The organism is Paenibacillus taichungensis, from assembly GCF_047302525.1.
Lineage (GTDB): Bacteria > Bacillota > Bacilli > Paenibacillales > Paenibacillaceae > Paenibacillus > Paenibacillus taichungensis_B.
In genome coordinates this window covers 4,688,657-4,706,918 of the sequence record NZ_CP168020.1, presented here as the reverse complement: position 1 = coordinate 4,706,918, position 18,262 = coordinate 4,688,657, and the positions used below count along the sequence as shown (strand labels likewise).

Annotated in this window: 20 protein-coding genes; 18 read left to right on the top strand and 2 right to left on the bottom strand. The window is 48.2% G+C overall.

Annotation, left to right across the window (positions count from 1 at the left end; genetic code table 11):
- Positions 1-41: 41 nt before the first annotated feature.
- Genes ACDJ58_RS21095 through ACDJ58_RS21085 form a run of 3 tightly spaced genes read left to right on the top strand, consistent with a single transcriptional unit; the run spans position 42 to position 2,686 of the window.
- On the top strand, positions 42-1,295 hold the full coding sequence (locus tag ACDJ58_RS21095) for a cache domain-containing sensor histidine kinase (protein WP_413372746.1): 1,254 nt from the start codon (positions 42-44) through the stop codon (positions 1,293-1,295).
- A gap of 6 nt (positions 1,296-1,301) precedes the next feature.
- Positions 1,302-1,922: a sensor histidine kinase gene (locus ACDJ58_RS21090; protein ID WP_413372744.1), complete on the top strand. Its 621-nt coding sequence runs from the start codon at positions 1,302-1,304 to the stop codon at positions 1,920-1,922.
- Positions 1,923-1,927: 5 nt separating this feature from the next.
- Positions 1,928-2,686: a response regulator transcription factor gene (locus tag ACDJ58_RS21085; protein WP_413372743.1), complete on the top strand. Its 759-nt coding sequence runs from the start codon at positions 1,928-1,930 to the stop codon at positions 2,684-2,686.
- Positions 2,687-2,737: 51 nt separating this feature from the next.
- Here ACDJ58_RS21085 and ACDJ58_RS21080 read toward each other — a convergent pair whose 3' ends face one another.
- Positions 2,738-3,367 carry a YfbR-like 5'-deoxynucleotidase gene (locus ACDJ58_RS21080; RefSeq protein ID WP_413372742.1) on the bottom strand — a complete coding sequence of 210 codons (630 nt, stop codon included), beginning with the start codon at positions 3,365-3,367 and terminating at the stop codon, positions 2,738-2,740.
- 251 nt (positions 3,368-3,618) lie between these two features.
- On the opposite strand from ACDJ58_RS21080, the gene ACDJ58_RS21075 reads away from it, so the two are divergent.
- On the top strand, positions 3,619-4,326 hold the full coding sequence (locus ACDJ58_RS21075) for a metal-dependent hydrolase (RefSeq protein WP_413372741.1): 708 nt from the start codon (positions 3,619-3,621) through the stop codon (positions 4,324-4,326).
- 151 nt (positions 4,327-4,477) lie between these two features.
- On the opposite strand, the gene ACDJ58_RS21070 is transcribed toward ACDJ58_RS21075, so the two are convergent.
- Positions 4,478-5,551, bottom strand: a complete 1,074-nt coding sequence (locus ACDJ58_RS21070) for a M42 family metallopeptidase (protein WP_413372740.1) — start codon at positions 5,549-5,551, stop codon at positions 4,478-4,480.
- Between the two features lie 616 nt (positions 5,552-6,167).
- Between ACDJ58_RS21070 and spoVAC the strand changes: the two genes are divergently transcribed.
- From spoVAC to ACDJ58_RS21000, 14 genes are all read left to right on the top strand, one after another.
- The gene (gene spoVAC / locus ACDJ58_RS21065; protein ID WP_063567264.1) at positions 6,168-6,671 is read left to right on the top strand and encodes a stage V sporulation protein AC; all 504 of its coding nucleotides are present in this window, start codon (positions 6,168-6,170) and stop codon (positions 6,669-6,671) included.
- Positions 6,668-7,684, top strand: coding sequence for a stage V sporulation protein AD (gene spoVAD, locus ACDJ58_RS21060; protein WP_413372738.1), 1,017 nt, complete (start codon positions 6,668-6,670; stop codon positions 7,682-7,684). Before spoVAC ends, spoVAD begins: the two co-directional genes overlap by 4 nt.
- Positions 7,685-7,688: 4 nt before the next feature.
- Positions 7,689-8,039, top strand: a complete 351-nt coding sequence (gene spoVAE / locus ACDJ58_RS21055) for a stage V sporulation protein AE (RefSeq protein WP_053781314.1) — start codon at positions 7,689-7,691, stop codon at positions 8,037-8,039.
- A gap of 207 nt (positions 8,040-8,246) precedes the next feature.
- On the top strand, positions 8,247-9,203 hold the full coding sequence (locus ACDJ58_RS21050) for an AAA family ATPase (protein ID WP_053781313.1): 957 nt from the start codon (positions 8,247-8,249) through the stop codon (positions 9,201-9,203).
- Positions 9,204-9,206: 3 nt separating this feature from the next.
- A complete protein-coding gene (locus ACDJ58_RS21045; protein WP_413372736.1) occupies positions 9,207-10,454 on the top strand; it encodes a DUF58 domain-containing protein in 1,248 nt (415 codons plus the stop codon).
- Entirely contained in the window at positions 10,451-12,664 is a 2,214-nt protein-coding gene (locus tag ACDJ58_RS21040; RefSeq protein WP_413372735.1) for a DUF3488 and DUF4129 domain-containing transglutaminase family protein, read from the top strand. Before ACDJ58_RS21045 ends, ACDJ58_RS21040 begins: the two co-directional genes overlap by 4 nt.
- Positions 12,665-12,773: 109 nt before the next feature.
- Positions 12,774-13,301 (top strand): YqeG family HAD IIIA-type phosphatase, encoded by a 528-nt coding sequence (locus tag ACDJ58_RS21035; RefSeq protein WP_413372734.1) that lies wholly within the window; start codon positions 12,774-12,776, stop codon positions 13,299-13,301.
- Positions 13,298-14,425: a ribosome biogenesis GTPase YqeH gene (yqeH, locus tag ACDJ58_RS21030; RefSeq protein WP_024628522.1), complete on the top strand. Its 1,128-nt coding sequence runs from the start codon at positions 13,298-13,300 to the stop codon at positions 14,423-14,425. Before ACDJ58_RS21035 ends, yqeH begins: the two co-directional genes overlap by 4 nt.
- Positions 14,426-14,466: 41 nt before the next feature.
- Positions 14,467-15,330 carry a shikimate dehydrogenase gene (aroE, locus tag ACDJ58_RS21025; RefSeq protein ID WP_413372733.1) on the top strand — a complete coding sequence of 288 codons (864 nt, stop codon included), beginning with the start codon at positions 14,467-14,469 and terminating at the stop codon, positions 15,328-15,330.
- Positions 15,331-15,418: 88 nt separating this feature from the next.
- Entirely contained in the window at positions 15,419-15,712 is a 294-nt protein-coding gene (gene yhbY / locus ACDJ58_RS21020; RefSeq protein WP_413372732.1) for a ribosome assembly RNA-binding protein YhbY, read from the top strand.
- 15 nt (positions 15,713-15,727) lie between these two features.
- Positions 15,728-16,318: a nicotinate-nucleotide adenylyltransferase gene (locus tag ACDJ58_RS21015; protein ID WP_379443647.1), complete on the top strand. Its 591-nt coding sequence runs from the start codon at positions 15,728-15,730 to the stop codon at positions 16,316-16,318.
- Positions 16,302-16,868 carry a bis(5'-nucleosyl)-tetraphosphatase (symmetrical) YqeK gene (gene yqeK / locus ACDJ58_RS21010; RefSeq protein ID WP_413372731.1) on the top strand — a complete coding sequence of 189 codons (567 nt, stop codon included), beginning with the start codon at positions 16,302-16,304 and terminating at the stop codon, positions 16,866-16,868. Before ACDJ58_RS21015 ends, yqeK begins: the two co-directional genes overlap by 17 nt.
- A 17-nt stretch (positions 16,869-16,885) precedes the next feature.
- Positions 16,886-17,233, top strand: a complete 348-nt coding sequence (gene rsfS / locus ACDJ58_RS21005; protein ID WP_024628517.1) for a ribosome silencing factor — start codon at positions 16,886-16,888, stop codon at positions 17,231-17,233.
- The gene (locus ACDJ58_RS21000; protein ID WP_413372730.1) at positions 17,230-18,135 is read left to right on the top strand and encodes a S1 RNA-binding domain-containing protein; all 906 of its coding nucleotides are present in this window, start codon (positions 17,230-17,232) and stop codon (positions 18,133-18,135) included. The genes rsfS and ACDJ58_RS21000 overlap by 4 nt, the downstream gene beginning before the upstream one ends.
- Positions 18,136-18,262: the final 127 nt, after the last annotated feature.

Below are 18,262 nucleotides of genomic sequence, written 5' to 3'. Positions count from 1 at the left end.
TCGAGTAAGTTGCAAGACATCATCCGATAACGAGGTGTGAGATGGTTAAGTACCGATTCAGAACGCTTCAGCAAAGCCTGTTTGCCTACTACTCTGCGGTATTTATTGTTTTTTCATTGATTGTGGCCAGCCTCTTGTATGTTTTTCTTGCCAATGACATTCGTAGTCGAAGTGCCGAACAGCAGAAACAGATGGGGAACTCGATGGTGAGCAATCTGGATCAGGAAATCGTCAAAATGAATAATTTCTCCATGAACATCGTATATTCCAATCTGGTCAAGGAGCACTTCAGTCACTATTTATCTCCAGCGGAGGACAATGAACAGACGTTGGCGAGTGACCCGGCGTTTTACAAAGATACAACAACGCTGATTGATGTCATTCTGGCGATCATTAGCAGCTCCAACACAGCCAAACAAGCCAATATCTATGATGTGAACGGTAAAATGCTGGGTGCCGGTGCGTTCAATGGCCAGTTGTCCGTAGATCTGACCCAAAGACCGTGGTACGAGGAAACGTGGGCGCGCAATGGCTGGCGTGTCATAAGTTTACTCGATGGTGGGGCATTACCGATGCCAACAGGGCAGGGGGAATCAGGCCAACAATATCTCTCCCTTACCCGGGTGTATAAGGATGGAAATTATGTCTCCCAAGGAGTGGTGGAAATTTTGCAGGATGCCGGAACCCTGTTCCAGCATTTGAACGATGTGCAAGCGGGGAACGAAGATCTGAGCGTCTATGTATTGAATGAACGTAATGAGCTTTTATATCCTTTTTTGTCCAATGAACATCCGCTAACAGCAATCCATTCTGACGTTGTTAACTTGATTCGAAACGATCACTATCCACCAGGAACGATGCAAGAAGTTGTAGATCCCGATGGAAATTCGAAGCAAATGATGACCTACACGAGCTCGCAGGAGACAGGATGGACGGTTATCGTGATGCAGTCGAAACAATCTCTGTTTGCGAATCTGAATCGCATGGCTCTTCTATTCATGGGGGCTACTTTAGCTACCTTGATTCTTATTCTGCTCCTCTCATACCTGATCTCCAAACGTGTTACTTTACCGCTCCATCGTTTGCAGCGCATTATTCAGAAAACTGGCGTCCACGATCTGACTACGGGTCAGGACTCTGGTCAGTTGTTCAAGTTGGAATATCCGGGTTCCATCCGTGAGATGGATGAGTTGAATGATACCTTTATCCAGTTGAATCAACAGCTAGTTCAGTCCTTCCAGGACATGCTGGCGATCAAATCTCAGGAAACGGATGCCAGGTTGTTGGCTTTGTAGTCCCAGATGAACCCTCACTTTCTTTATAACAACATTACGAACATCAGCATTATGGCAGAGGAGGGCATGAATGAACAGATCGTTGCGTTCTGTGGTCACATTGCATCCATGCTGCGTTACATCTCGGCTCCGAACAAAAGCGGTGTTCCATTGGAAAAAGAAATCGACTACTGTGAGCGGTATTTGGAGTGTATGAAAATTCGGTTCGAAGATGATCTGCTTTATGAATTCCATGTTCCTGACTCGATGAAAAATCTTCAGGTCCCCATGCTGCTAATTCAGCCTTTGCTGGAAAATGTCATGAAATATGGACTACGTGATACACCACCCTGGAAGCTGCATATCATTGGAGAGCTGGACACCTTGCAGGAGACCTGGGAAATGACAGTCGAAGACAACGGACCTGGCATGGAACCCGAGGCGCTCGCGCTCATCCAACAGTACATACAACAATCACAGGAATGGGAGCGTATGCCAGAACTTGAGATCAACGGGATGGGTTTGAAAAACATCTGGATCAGACTCAAATTATGGTATGGTTCCGCGGCACATATGCATATTTCGAATAAACCTTCTGGCGGCGTCAGTATTTCGATTGGCGGTTCCATTCGAAAGGAGCACAGTTAAAACTCATGGTGATGACATATAGAACCATTATTGTGGAAGATGAGGCGTTAATTCGCCGCAACGTATCCCGGAAATTCAGCGAGCTGGGCACAAGGTTTGAGGTTATAGGTGAAGCTAGAAATGGACAGGAAGCATTGGAACTGATTGAACATACGGTGCCTGATCTGGTCGTTACCGATATTCAGATGCCCGTCATGAATGGATTGGAACTGGCGAAACATCTGTATTTTGCCTATCCCCATGTCAAGATTGTGATCCTGAGCGGTCACCACGAGTTTGAATATGCCCGTCAGGCCATCAGTTATAAAGTGGAGGATTATCTGCTCAAACCACTAACTGAACAACAGCTTCAGACGCTGCTGGATGCGATGGAATTAAAGCTCGGCCATGCAGGGGATTCGCTGGCACATGTCAGTGCGGTACTGGATGAACAGGTGAAGTCGGAGGATATTGCAGAGGCAGTCAAGTTGTATCTGAAACAGAACTATATGCATGAAATCACGTTGCAGGACATGGCAGGACAGATGCATTTTAGTGTAGATTACCTGGGGAAGTGTTTCAAAAAAGTGACGGGTGAAACCCCGCTCAAATACATGACAGGGCTTCGAATCAACGAAGCAAAACGCATGCTCGTGGCTTTTGAAGATATGGATATCAAGACAATAGGTAAAGCGGTGGGATATAGTGATTCCCATTATTTCAGCCGTATTTTCAAAAACAAGACAGGACTGTATCCTAGCGAGTATCGCCAAAGGTTACAATAACGAAAAAAAGCCCTGTCCCTGGATCATGAGAACCAAGCTGACTTGAGCTGATTATTGGGCCAATGCCTCTTCTGTTATTTTGCGGATATCAAACGGGGAGCGAATGCCTTCCTCGATCATGTCGGGGAGAATGTGCTGGAGGAAGTAGTGTACACAATGGAGGTCAATCTTTTTAATTTTGATCAGAGCATAACGGTACATGACGATAAATTCCTTCTCCGTATTGCCACGTTGCAGTTCAGCAAATGCTTCATATACTTGATCCATTTTGTCAGCCACTTCCAGAATGAGTCCTTCGACGGAGTTATCTTTGCCTTCACGCAGCTGTCTGCGGAAAATGTCCTTGAATTCTTTCGGGATATTCTCGTTGATAAAATGTTCAACCATGCCTTCTTCCACCTGTTGCAGCATGGACCGCAGCTCAAGCGAATGATGTTTGACTGGTGTTTTGATATCCCCGATGAAAATCTCGCCATAATCATGGCTGCTGGTGATTTCATATAACTTCTTCCAATCGATGATAACTCCGTTCTGTTCCTCGATATCGGCGAGTGTTTTGGCGTACTGAACCACTTTCCAGGAATGGGCAGATACGCAGTGTTCTTCGAACTTGAATTTGCCAGGGGTCCGAATAATGCGTTCAAGATCATTCAGTGACCTAAAGTACGTGTGAATTCCCATATAAGCGATCATCCTTTGTTGGTTGGGTATGAACCGACTATACACCATTGATGTTAACACAGGATTAACGCCGTATGAGGTAAAGGTAAAATCAGTTCAGATGTTAGTCTGCCCAGAGATCCGATGGTAATTACATGGTTTGGAGTAAGTAAATTAAGAAATGCGAACTATTGTTCTTATATTGTTTTCGTTGTAATATCTGGAGTGGACGGTTTATGTTCCCTATTTCTTCGAAAGGAAGTTTTTGCACCATGATGGGAAGATCCCACCTGATTATCGGGACTACTGTATCCCTCTCTGTTTTGCAATTGGCTGGCATGCCCGTGACTGCACCGGCGGTTACCGTGGCCCTGATCGGTTCGCTGCTGCCAGACATTGATGAACCGAATTCGCTATTGGTATCCAAGGCATTGCCGAACAGCCTCATTCGGCTATTACAGACAATCCTGCTGCCTGTCGCCGTATTTGTGTACTTCTATGTTCAGGCGAAACCATGGAATCTGCTGCTCGCCATTCTGATTGCGATGGTATCATTCCTACCATCCCGTTCCCTGCGCAAAGTGTTGATGTTTGCGATCGGATTGGGACTTGTATTCTATGGGCATGCATTTGCACCATGGAATCTAATTGCTGGCAGTCTGTTAATGCTGTGTACCACGTTAACCCACAGGGGATTGACACACACATTATATGGAACCGCCGTATGGACTGGGTTGCTCTACAGTACAACTCATTCGCAGGGGCCAGAGATCTGGGTAGCCGGAGGTACAGCCTATGTCATGCATCTATTGGCAGATTCGTTGACGAATCGCGGCATTCGTCCATTGCCGCCACTCAAGTGGCGTATAAGGATCAATCTCATGAGTACGGGCACGAAACATGGGGCCGTTGTGGAAAATGTGTGCATTGTGCTGGCTCTTATTTTGGCCTGGTTTGCGTTCTCCCCTTTATTTCTGTAAACCAAATCATGCCAGCTTCTGCTTATGCAGAGGCTGGCATTTTGCAATTCATCACTACATCTCCATTTCCCCTTATCTTTAGGACGAATTCCAGTGTTTTGAACATCAAAAAAGATGCCCTGAAAATCAGGACATCTCTTTATAGAAGAAGTTACGCGTTTCCGATAATCGTGTTCAGTGTTGTCTGATCCAAACCCTTAACCAGTTTCACGAGCAACTCTTTTGCCGCATCATAGTCATCCGTATGAATAATGGAAGAAGAAGTATGAATGTAGCGGGCGCAGATGCCAATTACCGTTGAAGGCACACCAATACCACTCAAATGAACCGCTCCGGCATCCGTACCACCAGGAGAGATGAAATATTGCATTTTGATCTGATTTGTTGATGCTGTGTCCTGAACATATTCAACAATACCGCGATGGGTAAACATGCCCGGGTCGAAGATACGTAGTAAAGCGCCTTGTCCAATATGTCCGAATGATTGTTTGTCTCCTGTCATATCATTCGCGGCACTGCAGTCCAGTGCAAAGAAAATATCCGGTTCAATCAGATTGGCAGCCGTGCGTGCACCACGAAGTCCCAGTTCCTCTTGGACTGTTGCACCGCAATATAGGGTGTTTGGCAATTTTTCTTTATGCAATGCTTCAACCAGCTCAAGTGCAAGTCCGACACCGTAACGATTATCCCATGCTTTTGCCATAATTTTCTTCGGATTGGCCATCGGTGTGAACTCACAGATCGGCACGATCTGCATGCCTGGATGAATGCCCCAAGACTCTGCTTCTGCACGGTTATCCGCACCAATATCCAAGTACATATGGTTAAGATCAACCGGTTTATTGCGCTGGGATTCATCGAGAAGATGAGTAGGTGTTGAACCGACAACCCCTGGAATCCGGCGATCCGGAGTGATGAGTTCCAGACGTTGGGACAGTACAGCCTGACTCCACCATCCACCTAGTGGGCGGAATTTGATCATGCCTGTTTCCGTAATACCTGTGGTCATGAAGCCAACTTCGTCGAAGTGACCTGCAACCATGACTTTGGGTCCAGACTCCTCTCCTCGCAATACACCAAAAAGGCTACCCAGGCGATCCTGGACAAATTCATCCGTATAAGGAGACATTTGTTCTTTCATCCATCCGCGAAGCTCGCGCTCAAACCCTGAAACGGAAGGGAATTCCGTTAACGTACGAAACATTTCCAACGTTTTTTGATTCATGTGTCGACAACTCCTCTGCTTGTATGTAGATCAGGTCTCAGCAGAACGGCTGCCGGACTGTTGTTCTTCGGAAGAGAAGAACGTTTTATTTAACCACTGGTCACACTACAGTATGAACCTTGCGCAAGTAATTGTCCATGGTTATGTCACGTATCTCAGGCATAAATGCTTGCTCGTTTGATGATTCATCGGGCCATTAAATCCGCACCAAGCACAGTCGCCAGGCAGCTGCATTGAATATGCATATAGTAAGGAACCGTTTTGCTTAACCAGTATTCCATAAGGTATCCAATGAGCCACTTATTTCACTTGCCTGACAACAGGAAGGAGCTGCGACAATAGATGACGCCACCCGATGAAGGCAATGAAACCATCCTTTGTATCGTCCTTTTTATTTTGCTCGTGATCATTCTGCTTTATTTATAAATTTCACAGACCTCTGATCCGGCGCTGAGCGACTCATCTCATTCGGCAGCTTCATCGTGCTGGAAACATATGCTGTCTTTCGCCGGATACATAACTTTCCCAACCTTAACAAACAATGAATACAGGATTACACACAGTACATGCAGTCACATCTGTTGACTCATTTTCATTACAAGGGAGGTTCTGTATCTTGCCAGCTCAAACTAAGGGTAGTAGTAAAAAATCATCATCATCCCTGTCCATCAGTGAACAGGAATATAAAAAAGTCGCCAAAAAACATGAGCCTGCCCGTCCAATCTGGACGAACTGTATTAAGGCATTCTTCGTCGGCGGATTCATCTGCGTCATTGGACAGGCTATCCAGGAAGCGTTTATGGCCGGGTTTGACATGACTTCGAAAGAAGCTGCCAGTCCAACCGTTGCGGTCATGATCCTCATTTCAGTCATCCTGACTTGTCTCGGTGTCTACGATAAAATGGCGCAATGGGCGGGTGCAGGGACGGCTGTACCTGTCACCGGGTTTGCCAACTCCATGTGTTCGGCAGCACTGGAGCATCGTGCCGAGGGACTGGTGCTTGGGGTTGGTGCCAACATGTTCAAACTGGCAGGCTCGGTCATCGTGTTTGGTGTCGTGGCTGCCTTTATCGTGGGAATCGTATACGCCATTCTCGGCTTCGGAGGTGGACATTTATGAAACGCTTGGGCCAACAAACCTGGCAATTTGAGAACCGTCCACGGATTATTGGCAAATCGGCAGTCGTTGGGCCAGATGAAGGCCAAGGGCCTCTGGTATCTGACTTCGATTATGTATATGACAATTTGGAGATTGGGGAGAAGACTTGGGAAAAGGCAGAGCGTAAGCTTCTCGAACAGGCTTCTCAAATGGCATTAATCAATGCGAATATCACGAAGGAAGAGCTGCAGTTCTTTGTTGGCGGGGATCTGATGAATCAGATTATCAGTAGTTCCTTTTCGGCCCGTAAGCTGGGTGTACCTTATCTGGGGGTATTTGGTGCTTGTTCAACTTCTATGGAAACGTTGGCTTTAGCCTCACTTATTGTGGATTCGGGTGCAGGGGATTATGTACTGGCAGGTACGGTGAGTCACAACTGTACGGTGGAAAAGCAATTTCGTTATCCAACAGAGTATGGTTCCCAGAAGCCGCCATATGCACAGTATACGGTCACCGGTTCTGGTTGTGGTGTCATCTCCCGTACTGGTGAGGGCCCGGTAGTCACCAAAGCGACCATTGGCCGAATTATGGATTTGGGTATCAAAGATCCGTTTAACATGGGGGCTGCGATGGCTCCTGCGGCAGCGGATACCATTGTTTCGCATTTCCGGGATACAGGCCTGGAACCGGGTTATTATGATCTGATCGTTACAGGTGATTTGGCTTCGGTTGGGTTGCCCATCGTTAAAGAGCTTTTGCATAAAGAGGGTGTTCCGATGGAACAAACTGTCTTCAATGATTGTGGCCTGATGATATATAACCTGGAAAAGCAGCCTCAGGTTGTGGCTGGAGGAAGCGGCTGTGGATGTTCAGCGACCGTGACTTACGGTCACATTTTGAACCGGATGCAAAAGGGTGAACTCAATAAGGTATTGGTGGTCGCTACCGGTGCATTGTTGTCTCCACTTTCATACCAGCAGGGCGAGAGCATTCCTTGTATTGCGCATGCCGTAGCCATAGAAAAGGAGGGATAAAAGGATGCAGTTTTTATGGGCATTTATTGTTGGCGGGTTGATATGTGTCGTGGGACAACTTCTGATGGATGGTGTCAAACTGACTCCTGCACATACGATGAGTACACTTGTTGTGGCTGGTGCGGTTGCGGATGCGTTTGGGCTGTATGATCCACTCGTCAAATTTGCAGGGGCAGGAGCTTCCATCCCCATTACCAGTTTTGGTAACTCCCTCGTGCACGGGGCATTGACGGAACTGGAGAAAGAGGGATGGATCGGTGTCATTACGGGGATATTTGATTTGACCGCGGCGGGTATTTCCTCAGCGATTATCTTTTCTTTTCTCGCGGCATTGGTGGTTCGGCCCAAAGGGTAACAGAGCATGGCAGAGCTAACCATTATATATGGAATCAGTAGAGGCTTCGGATAACTTCTATCCGAGCCTCTTTTTGTCGTAATCATGCGATAACTGCGGTGAATCTGACGGCTGGAAACAAATTATGAGTTCCTTCGAGTGTACTCGCGCCCTTGGATCATGTACAATAAAAGGAAATCTGTATGCTTTTTTAGGAGGTTAGACCACATGCCTGTGCGCAAAGAGTCGATCCAAATCATATCAGCAGTTCGTTCTAATCTGGAATCATGCATAATGGGAAAATCCTTTGAAATTCAACTTTTGCTCACAGCTTTGCTTGCAGGCGGACACGTTCTGATTGAAGACGTACCAGGAACAGGCAAGACGCAGTTGGTTAAAGCGTTATCGAAATCCATGCGCGGAGAGTACCGCCGCATTCAATGTAATCCTGATATTTTACCAAGTGATATCACTGGGGTATCAGTGTTCCATCCACGTGACGAGCGCTTTTACTTCCGTCCCGGTCCGGTCATGACCAACATTTTGCTGGCAGACGAGATTAACCGGGCAACAACGAAAACGCAGTCCGCTTTGCTGGAAGTCATGGAAGAACGCAGTGTGACGGTAGATGGCGATACGTATGATCTGCCTCATCCATTTATGCTCTGTGCAACCCAGAATCCAATCGATTTTGAAGGAACGTACACATTGCCGGAAGCGCAACTGGACCGGTTTATGTTGAAAATAAGTCTGGGTTATCCCGACAAGGATATCGAGAAAACGCTGCTGAAGCAGCATCAGTCAGGTCAGCCTGTTGATCGGCTTGAATCCGTAACCCATATGGATCAGATATCAGCCATTCAGCAGGAAATCAAGGAAGTATTCATCGGTGATCCGGTCATGGATTATCTGCTTGATGTGGTTCGCAAAACTCGCTCCCACCCATCCGTATTGCTGGGCGCCAGCCCGCGGGCAGCTATTTCATTTATGATGGCCGTGAAGGCTTTTGCCTTTTTGCAGGAACGTGACTACGTGCTTCCGGATGACGTGAAAACGATGGCGCCTTATGTCATCTCCCATCGGATTGTGCTGCGTCCCGAATCGAGACTGGACAGCATGAGCTCCGAGGCTGTATTGAATTCCGTACTTCAGCAGGTTCGTGTGCCCGTCTCCATGGGGCAATAATTGATGAAGCCGCTTTTGAGTACAGTCAGAAGGGGAATACGCCACCCCCGCGTATGGAGCATCGCGGCGGTGTGGATGTGCTGTTTGGCGTATGTTTTGTTCCAGGGCGGGAAGACCTCCCTGATGTTGCTGTCGATGGTGACTCTGCTTTGTGTTTACCTTGCGATTGCTGGTTTTAGCGGTGTACGGCGTACTCATGGCGTGCGCAAGCTTTCTTCCGGTCTGGATCATGAAGAGCTGCTGCATGCCGGTGACCAGGTACAGGTGCAGTTAAGTCTGAACATCCCGGGATTTTTGCCGCTTCCTTATGTGGTTGTGCGCGAAATGCTGCATCGGCATAACGGTGAATCCTGGTCTTTCAAAGAAAGCCTCATTCCGAGCATGCGAGGGTATGGTGAGTTGTCATTTCAGACCCCACCGCTGGAGCGGGGAAAGTATGTCTTTTCAGAAACGGAATGTGCCAGCGAGGACATCTTTGGTCTCATCGAGCATCGGGGAACATTCAAAGCTAAAGGGGAATTCCGAGTGCTGCCGCGGACGGTATTTATACCGTACTGGCAGCTGTATGATCGCAAATCACGGTTATCCGGTCCACAGACGGCCTTGACCCGCTCACGCAGGGAAACGACCCAGATTAACGGCGTGCGTGACTACGTTTATGGCGATCGCCTTTCCCGCATTCACTGGAATGCAACGGCTAAGACGGGAACGTGGAAGTCCAAGGAATTTGAACATGAGTCGGTGCCGAAAACGATTCTGGTGCTGGATGCGCTGTCAGGCAGCTATGAGCATGGTGAGGCCTTTGAACTGGCTGTGTCCACGGCTGCCTCCCTGCTGGAGTATGGCACAAGAGAACGAATGGGTATGGGGCTGCTGACACTGTCGGAGATGACATCATTTTTTGCTCCCAGCGAAAGTCCGATGGAACGGCAGAAGATGATTCATCATTTGGTAGATATCCAATATAACGGCCAAGAGAATCGGCTGCTGCCCGGTGTTGAGAAGATGTCACGTCAGTTTCCTCAAGGCGCGTATTTTGTAGTGATTTCTCCCCAGAAGGATGAAAAAGTTCTCGAACTGCTCCGATGGGCTGACACACGGGGGATGACCCCTTGTCATATTCTGATTGAACCCACTGATTCCCGCCGGAGTTCCGAGTGGAATGCGATGCTGCGTGGAAGAGGTACAAGATCCTTTACCGTTTCCCATTTGCAGGAGCTTCCAACGGTTATGGGGGGAGGTAGTGTATGAGTACTAAAGGCAAAGAGCTGACAGCAGGGAGAAGATCCTGGTATCATGCAGCTTCGTTGCTCTGGATTTTCCTGATTGGCATGCAGTGGATATCATTTACACAGGAATCCTGGTATACCGAGACCACTTCATTGGTGCTGTGGACGCTCGCAGCGGTCAGTATTCTGGAAGTGATTCTGCCTTTCAAAATAATGATTCGAACTATAATCAAGGCGGTTGTCCTTGTATATATTTTGCATAAGACATTAATCGATTACACCGTTTATATTCCTTACGGCACGTTAATGGAGCGTACAGAGCAATTTGTGCTGCACCTGACACCTTACATCTGGTTCTCCCTGTGCGCGTGGGTGATGCTTGAAGCTGCCCTGCGCCTGGTGACTACAACACGTCGAATTCTCGTTTTTCTGGGCATTAACATTATCTCGATGGGAATTCTCGACTCCTTTACCCAGTTTCCACTCTGGATTGAAATGGCCTGGGTCATGTTTGCGGGAATGGGATGGCTGGTTTGTCAGCACTTCCGTAATTTCCAACTGCAATATCCACAAGGCTGGAAGCGTATTATCCGATATCCCTATAAAATTCTGGCGAACATTGCAATTATATTCTCTTTGATTATCGTAGCCAGTGTGAATATGCCGGAAGTTCCTCCTACCTTAACGGACCCGTATACCGCGTGGCGTAACTACACCGGAAGTTCGGGGAGTCAGACAGGCAACGGCACACTGGACATTCCGGCAGCTACCGAGTCGGGATACAGCAGGGAAGATAACCAGCTCGGCGGAGGATTTAACTTCGACTATACACCTGTCATGTCTGTCACTACCAATGAGCGCAGTTACTGGCGTGGTGAGACGCGCGCAGAGTATACGGGAACAGGCTGGGATGATCGCGGACGAGTTGCGACAGAGGATGTTGAGGCGGGACAAGCTCTGGAGAATGACGAATCCGGAAATGTAACCACCAAGCAAGTCACTCAGAAAGTGACGATGTTGAATGACAACGTGTATCCGATCCTCTTTGGAGCCTATTCCATCTCGGAAGTCACATCTGTCAATGGTGAGGCGAATTCGGACCGGATGTTATGGAATCCAGAGCAGGCAGAACTTCATGTCGTAACAGACCGTCAGCAACCGCAATATCCGAAGACGTATACGATTGTATCCGAAGCGCCAGTTATTGTGGAAGATGAACTTCGTACCAAATCTTTTGATGATCTGTATACGAGTAATCCGGCAGATGATATGTACCTGCAGCTGCCATCCAGGTTCCCAGATCGGGTGACGGACCTGGCCGCTGAAATTACAGCATCGGCAAATACGCCGTATGAAAAAGTGGCATTACTGCAAAACTATTTACAACAAAATTTTGATTACACAAACAATCCGGATTTATCCCGAAAAGTAAGCAGTGACTTTGTTGAAGGGTTTTTATTTGACATTCGTGAAGGGTATTGTGATTACTTCTCAACTGCGCTGGTTATGATGGCGCGATCCGAAGGGATTCCCGCTCGTTGGGTGAAAGGGTACGCACCTGGACAGCTGTCGCTGAATTCAGATATGCAGGCCCCGCGCCAACCTGGGGCTGAGATCGAGACAACTTACACTGTAACGAATGCAGATGCGCATTCTTGGGCTGAAGTTTATTTTGGCGAGTATGGATGGATTCCGGTTGAAGCGACGCCGGGCTTTGACATGCCGTTACTCACGGAACAACCAGATGTACAGCCGGTAGACGAGCCTGAAGAACAACCTGAAGAGGAACCGGTAAAAGAGGAAGAGCAGACTCCTGCGCCTGAGCAGGCTTCATCTAGCATCCCGGCTTTTGTAATCTGGGCTGCTGGTGCCATCATCGTATTGTGGGTGGCTTATATGTTCTGGCGAAATCGCCTCTCGCTTCGATTCTTCGTGCTTCGTCTGCGGACAGGTGGACCGCTAACCCCTGAACAAAAGGTAGTGGCAGAGACCGAACGTTGGATTCGTTATGCGAAACGCAAAGGATTGACCCGAAGCGGGGACGAGACACTTCGTGAATCGGTAACCCGCTGGAGCCAGGCAAAACCAGCTGCAGCAGTGACTTTGCATGAACTTCTAGCCAAGTTTGAACAGACTCGCTATAGTCCAGCGTCTGTAACTGCAGACGACTGGAAGGCTGTCTATCAGACTGCCTCGAAGCTGCGTAAGGAACTTAAAGCGGAACGGGCGTAATGTCGCCCGTCCCGTTTTTCCTTTTTTCCTATGCCGTGAGGCGCTGTATGCATTTTCAGGAAAGACGGATTTGTGATATAGTGTGTCGTATGAAACTGAGGTGACTTCTTTGTTTGAAATGTTAATGCCCAAGCTGCGTGTAGACACGGTTTTTGACATTAATCTGGAAGAGCTATACGCTCAAGGCTACCGTGGAATTATAACTGATCTGGACAATACACTCGTTGGGGCGAAAGCTCCTGATGCCACGCCCGAACTGATTGAGTGGTTCGCACGTGTCAAAGAGGCTGGTTTCCAGCTCATGATTGTGTCCAATAACAATTTGAATCGTGTATCCCTGTTTGCGACGCCACTGGATATCCAGTTTGTGCATAGTGCACGCAAACCATCGAATGTTCCGTTTCGTAGAGCAATGAAGATGATGGAGTTAACTCCTGAAAAAACGATTGTGGTAGGCGATCAGATGCTTACAGATGTCTATGGAGGGAATCGACTGGGACTCTATACGGTTCTGGTATTGCCGATCTCCATTGGGGATGAAGGCTTCATGACCCGCTTCAATCGGCGCGTGGAACGGATTGCTCTAACGAGTTTGCGCAAGAAAGGCTTATGGCTTAAGGAGGAAAAGAAGAAATGACAGAACCGCATAACGGCAATATTGCCGTAAGGTGCAGCGGATGCGGAGTGCATCTGCAAACGGAAAACCCGGAATTACCAGGATTCATCCCCGAAAAAGCGTTGGATCGTGAACCCGTCATTTGCCAGCGTTGTTTCCGTATTAAAAATTACAATGAGTCATCATCCGTTACAGTGGATCAGGACGAGTTCTTGGCCCTGCTCAGCAAAATCGGGGATAAGGATGCACTTGTCATCCATATCGTTGATCTGTTTGACTTTGATGGCAGTATCATCTCTGGTTTGCAGCGTTTTGTAGGCAACAATCCGGTATTGCTTGCCGTGAACAAAACGGACTTGCTTCCAAAAGTAACCAACTGGAACAAGGTTCGCAACTGGGTGCAAAAACAGGCCAAAGAACAAGGTTTGCGTACGGTAGATGTCGTTCTGTGCAGTGCGAAGCAAAATCAGGGCTTCGACCGACTGCTTGAGCTTGTAGGGACGTATCGCGGAGATCGTGACGTATATGTGGTTGGTGGTACTAATGTGGGCAAATCCACACTGATTAACCGTCTGATTCGTGATTACAGTGATCTCGAGCAGGAACTCACAACATCCCGTTATCCGGGGACGACGCTGGATATGGTTAATATTCCACTCGACGATGGAAAAGCTATTATTGATACACCGGGAATTGTATACCCTTGGCGTTTCAGTGAGATTGTATCCCGTAAAGATCTGGCTGCCATTATGCCAGAAAAACCGCTTAAACCGGCCGTTTATCAATTGAATTCTGGTCAGACGCTGTTCTTCGGCGGCATGGCTCGTTTTGACTTTGTAGAGGGAGATCGTCAGTCCTTCACTTGTTTTATCAGCACTGCGCTGGATATTCACCGGACGAAGCTGGAACGTGCAGACGACTTGTATCGTGACCATCTGGGTGAATTGCTGTCTCCACCAACACGTGAAGATGCAGCGGATATGCCTGAATGGACCAGACATGAATTCCGTATCAAACGTGGCAGCCAGTCGGATGTATTCATTTCCGGACTGGGCTGGATTAAGGTTAACGGTGAGAATGGGGCGCTTGTAGCTGTTCATGCTCCAAAAGGTATTCGTGTACTGATCCGCCCATCCTTGATCTAATGTAATTACAGCAGCATTTTCACCAGATCGGAGGCGGAAGTATGTCGGAACAGAAAAAAACAAATCCTTCACTCCCTGTCCTGCTTGGCGTCATGGGTGATCCCATTGCACATTCCAAATCGCCTGCTATGCATAATGCAGCTCTGCAGGCTGCAGGAGTGAATGGAATGTATATGCCACTGCATGTTCGTCCCGAGCAGCTGGAATCAGCCATTCGAGGCATTGTGGCGCTGGGATATCGCGGTGTGAATGTAACCATTCCGCACAAAGAACAGGTGATGCAGTATCTTGATGTCATTGATGAAAGTGCACGCCTGATTGGCGCGGTGAACACCATTGTCAATGAAGAAGGCAAGCTGACAGGGTATAATACGGATGGCATCGGTTATGTGCGTTCCTTGAAGGAAGAAGCTGTTCCGGAACTCGCAGGTAAACGTATCGCTGTTCTGGGAGCTGGCGGAGCAGCAAGAGGTGTGATATACGCTCTTGCTTTGGAGAAGCCTGAACGGATTAGTATTCTTAACCGTACAGCCGACAGAGCCGTTGCCCTTGCTTCAGATCTGCGCGCTCATGGACTGGGTGACATCACAGGTAGTGGAATGGAAGAGGCTGCTGCGGTACTGGCTTCGGCTGATATCGTGATTAACACGACAGCCGCAGGCATGCATCCGCATGTAGATGACGTGCCTGTTGACCCTGCACTCATTCGAGCAGGCGCAGCAGTAAGCGACCTTATCTACAATCCGCTGGAAACACGCCTGCTTCGCGAGTCAAGGCAGCGTGGATGTACTGTGCATGGTGGTCTTGGTATGTTTATATACCAGGGCGCTGTAGCATTCGAGCATTGGCTCGGCATCCCGGCTCCTGTGGAGAAGATGCGGCGAGCTGTGTTAGACAGTTTTTAATATGCAAAAATATAATTGAACGGTCAAGCCTAGGACAGATATTGTGCTGTTGCTGAGGCTTGCTCACCATAAGGAGTATGGAGTATTCATGTTAAACGGTAAACAAAAGCGCTTTTTGCGTTCACAAGCACATCATCTGACCCCTGTATTTCAAATCGGCAAAGGGGGAACGAATGAGCATCTGTTCCGTCATATCGAAGATGCAATCGAGAAGCGCGAATTGATGAAAGTGCAAGTGCTGAACAACAATCTGGATGACAAAAATGAGATTGCCGAAGAGATTGCCCATGAAACAGGCAGCGAACTGGTGCAAATCATCGGAAGTACAATCATTCTGTACAAAGAATCACGTGACAACAAACAAATCGAACTACCTAGGTAAGGGAGAGTGACGCGGGTGAAGATCGGCATCATGGGTGGTACGTTTGATCCGATCCACATGGGGCATCTGCTGGCAGCCGAAGCGGCCAGGGATTCGCATGCACTGGATGAGATCTGGTTCATGCCTTCCCATGTCCCTCCTCACAAACGCGGAGCCGGAGCGTCGGGACAGCAACGTCTCGAAATGACGGAAGCGGCTGTGAAAGAAGTACAGCATTATGAGGTGCTTGGCATCGAGATGGAACTTGGCGGTGTGTCCTATACCATTGATACGATGAAGGAGCTTTGGCGCCGCTATCCGCAGCATGAATTTTACTTCATTGTTGGAGCGGATATGGTGAACTATCTTCCCAAATGGGAACAGATCGAAGAACTCGCTGAACGCTTAACCTTCATCGGTGTGGGACGACCGGGATTCCAGTTACATCTGGATGACCTGCCAGACGCGTTACAGGATCGGGTATTGTTGGCTGAGATGCCCTTGGTGGACATATCATCCACGGCAGTACGCAGACGTTTTGCCAAAGGGCATTCCGTGCGCTTTATGATTCCTGATGCCGTCCATCAATATATTGTAAGGAGCGGTTTATATGGAACTAAGCCGTGACGAACTGATCCGCGCAGTTTCCGGTCAAATGCCAGAGAAGCGTTGGAAGCACACCCTGGGTGTCATGGAGTCGGCAGTGTTATTGGCCGAAAAATATGGTGCTGATCCTGTAAAAGCGGATTTGGCAGCAATACTGCATGATGTGGCCAAGTATTGGCCCGTATCCGAGATGGAAGCGGTCATCCGTGACAATGGATTGAACGAAGAACTTTTGCAGCATGACAAGCAGCTCTGGCATTCCGAAGTGGGAGCCTTTGTTGCCGAGCGTGACTACGGCATCGATGATGCCGAAATTATTAATGCCATTCGCTGGCATACCTCGGGTCGAGTGGGCATGAGCCTGCTGGATAAAGTGGTATGTCTTGCGGATTATATTGAACCGGGAAGAGACTTCCCGGGAGTAAATCATATTCGCGAACAGGCTGGACATAGTCTGGAGGAAGGTTTAATTGCCGGTTTCGACTCGACGATCAGCTTGTTGATCTCGCAGCGCCGTGTCATTTATCCTTTGACCATGTTGTCGCGGAATGACTTGATTGCACATTTATAGATTATGGAGGTTGGTTCATGACAGTATCATCGAAAGAACTTATGAATATGGCGGTTGCTGCCGCTGACGATAAAAAGGCATCCAACATTGTAGCACTGGATCTGATTAACATCTCGCTGGTAGCGGACTATTTTGTTATCTGTCACGGGAATTCCGATACTCAGGTACAAGCGATTGCAACAGAGATTCGCAAACAGGCGCATGCAGCCGGAGTAAACATCAAAGGCATTGAAGGTATGGATTCAGCACGTTGGGTATTGATGGATATGGGTGATGTGGTTGTTCATATCTTCCACCGCGACGAGCGTGAGTATTACAACATTGAACGACTGTGGTCTGATGCCAAAGTGGTGGAAACGGTATGAGTTTGATCGCAGGAACAGTCGTCAACTTGCCGGTTTCACGTGAAGTGTCTCCATTTGGCTACTTTTTGACGACAGGATCGGAAGATGTACTGCTTCACTATACGGAACTCACACGGGACATTAAAATTGGAGAATCGCTGGAGGTCTTTCTGTTCTTTGATACAGAAGATCGCCTGGCGGCAACCATGAAAAAACCATATCTCACACTCGGTGAAATGGGACGACTGGTTGTGGCCGATATTCATCCACGCCTCGGCTGTTTCCTCGAGATGGGGCTTGGGCGGCAATTGCTGCTCCCGATTCGTGAATTACCTGAGTTGGAAGAATTACGTCCCCATGTAGGCGATGAAGTATTTGTCCTTATGGAGCATGACAAGCAAGGACGTTTGCGAGCGAAATTAGCTGGGGAACGTGAGCTTGCACCATTGTCCTTCCATGCGCCAACCTCTTGGGTCAATGAATGGGTTGAAGCAACGGTGTACAAGCCACTTCAGATGGGTACTTTTGTACTTGTTGACGGTGGTGTGCTGGGCTTTGGCGCTATTGGCATGATTCATTCCTCGGAACGAAATCGTATGCTGCGTCTAGGTGAAAAGGTGAAATGCCGGGTAACCATGGTACGGGAAGATGGACGTGTCAATCTGGCGATGTCTCCTCTCAAAGAGGTCGGTCGCAATGAAGATGCAGACAAACTGCTCGCTTTCATGAAAGAGCGCCCTACGGGCGGTATGCCGTATTCGGATGCAACCCCGCCGGACATCATTAAGCAGCGCTTTGGTATTAGTAAATCCGCTTTCAAGCGGGCTTTGGGCAAACTGATGAAGGATGGTCTGGTAACTCAAAGGGAAAACTGGACCTATCTGACAGAGTCTGCACCCCAGGATCAGAACGAGGACAAGTAACAAACGGGTATCATGGATCAAGCATGCGCTTGAATCCACAAGTAAAGGCAGGGCAAGGCTGGGTGAACTCCGGACGCCCCTGCTTTTTCTTTTGTTCAAAAGAGATTCGAAAATGAAATTGAAAGTG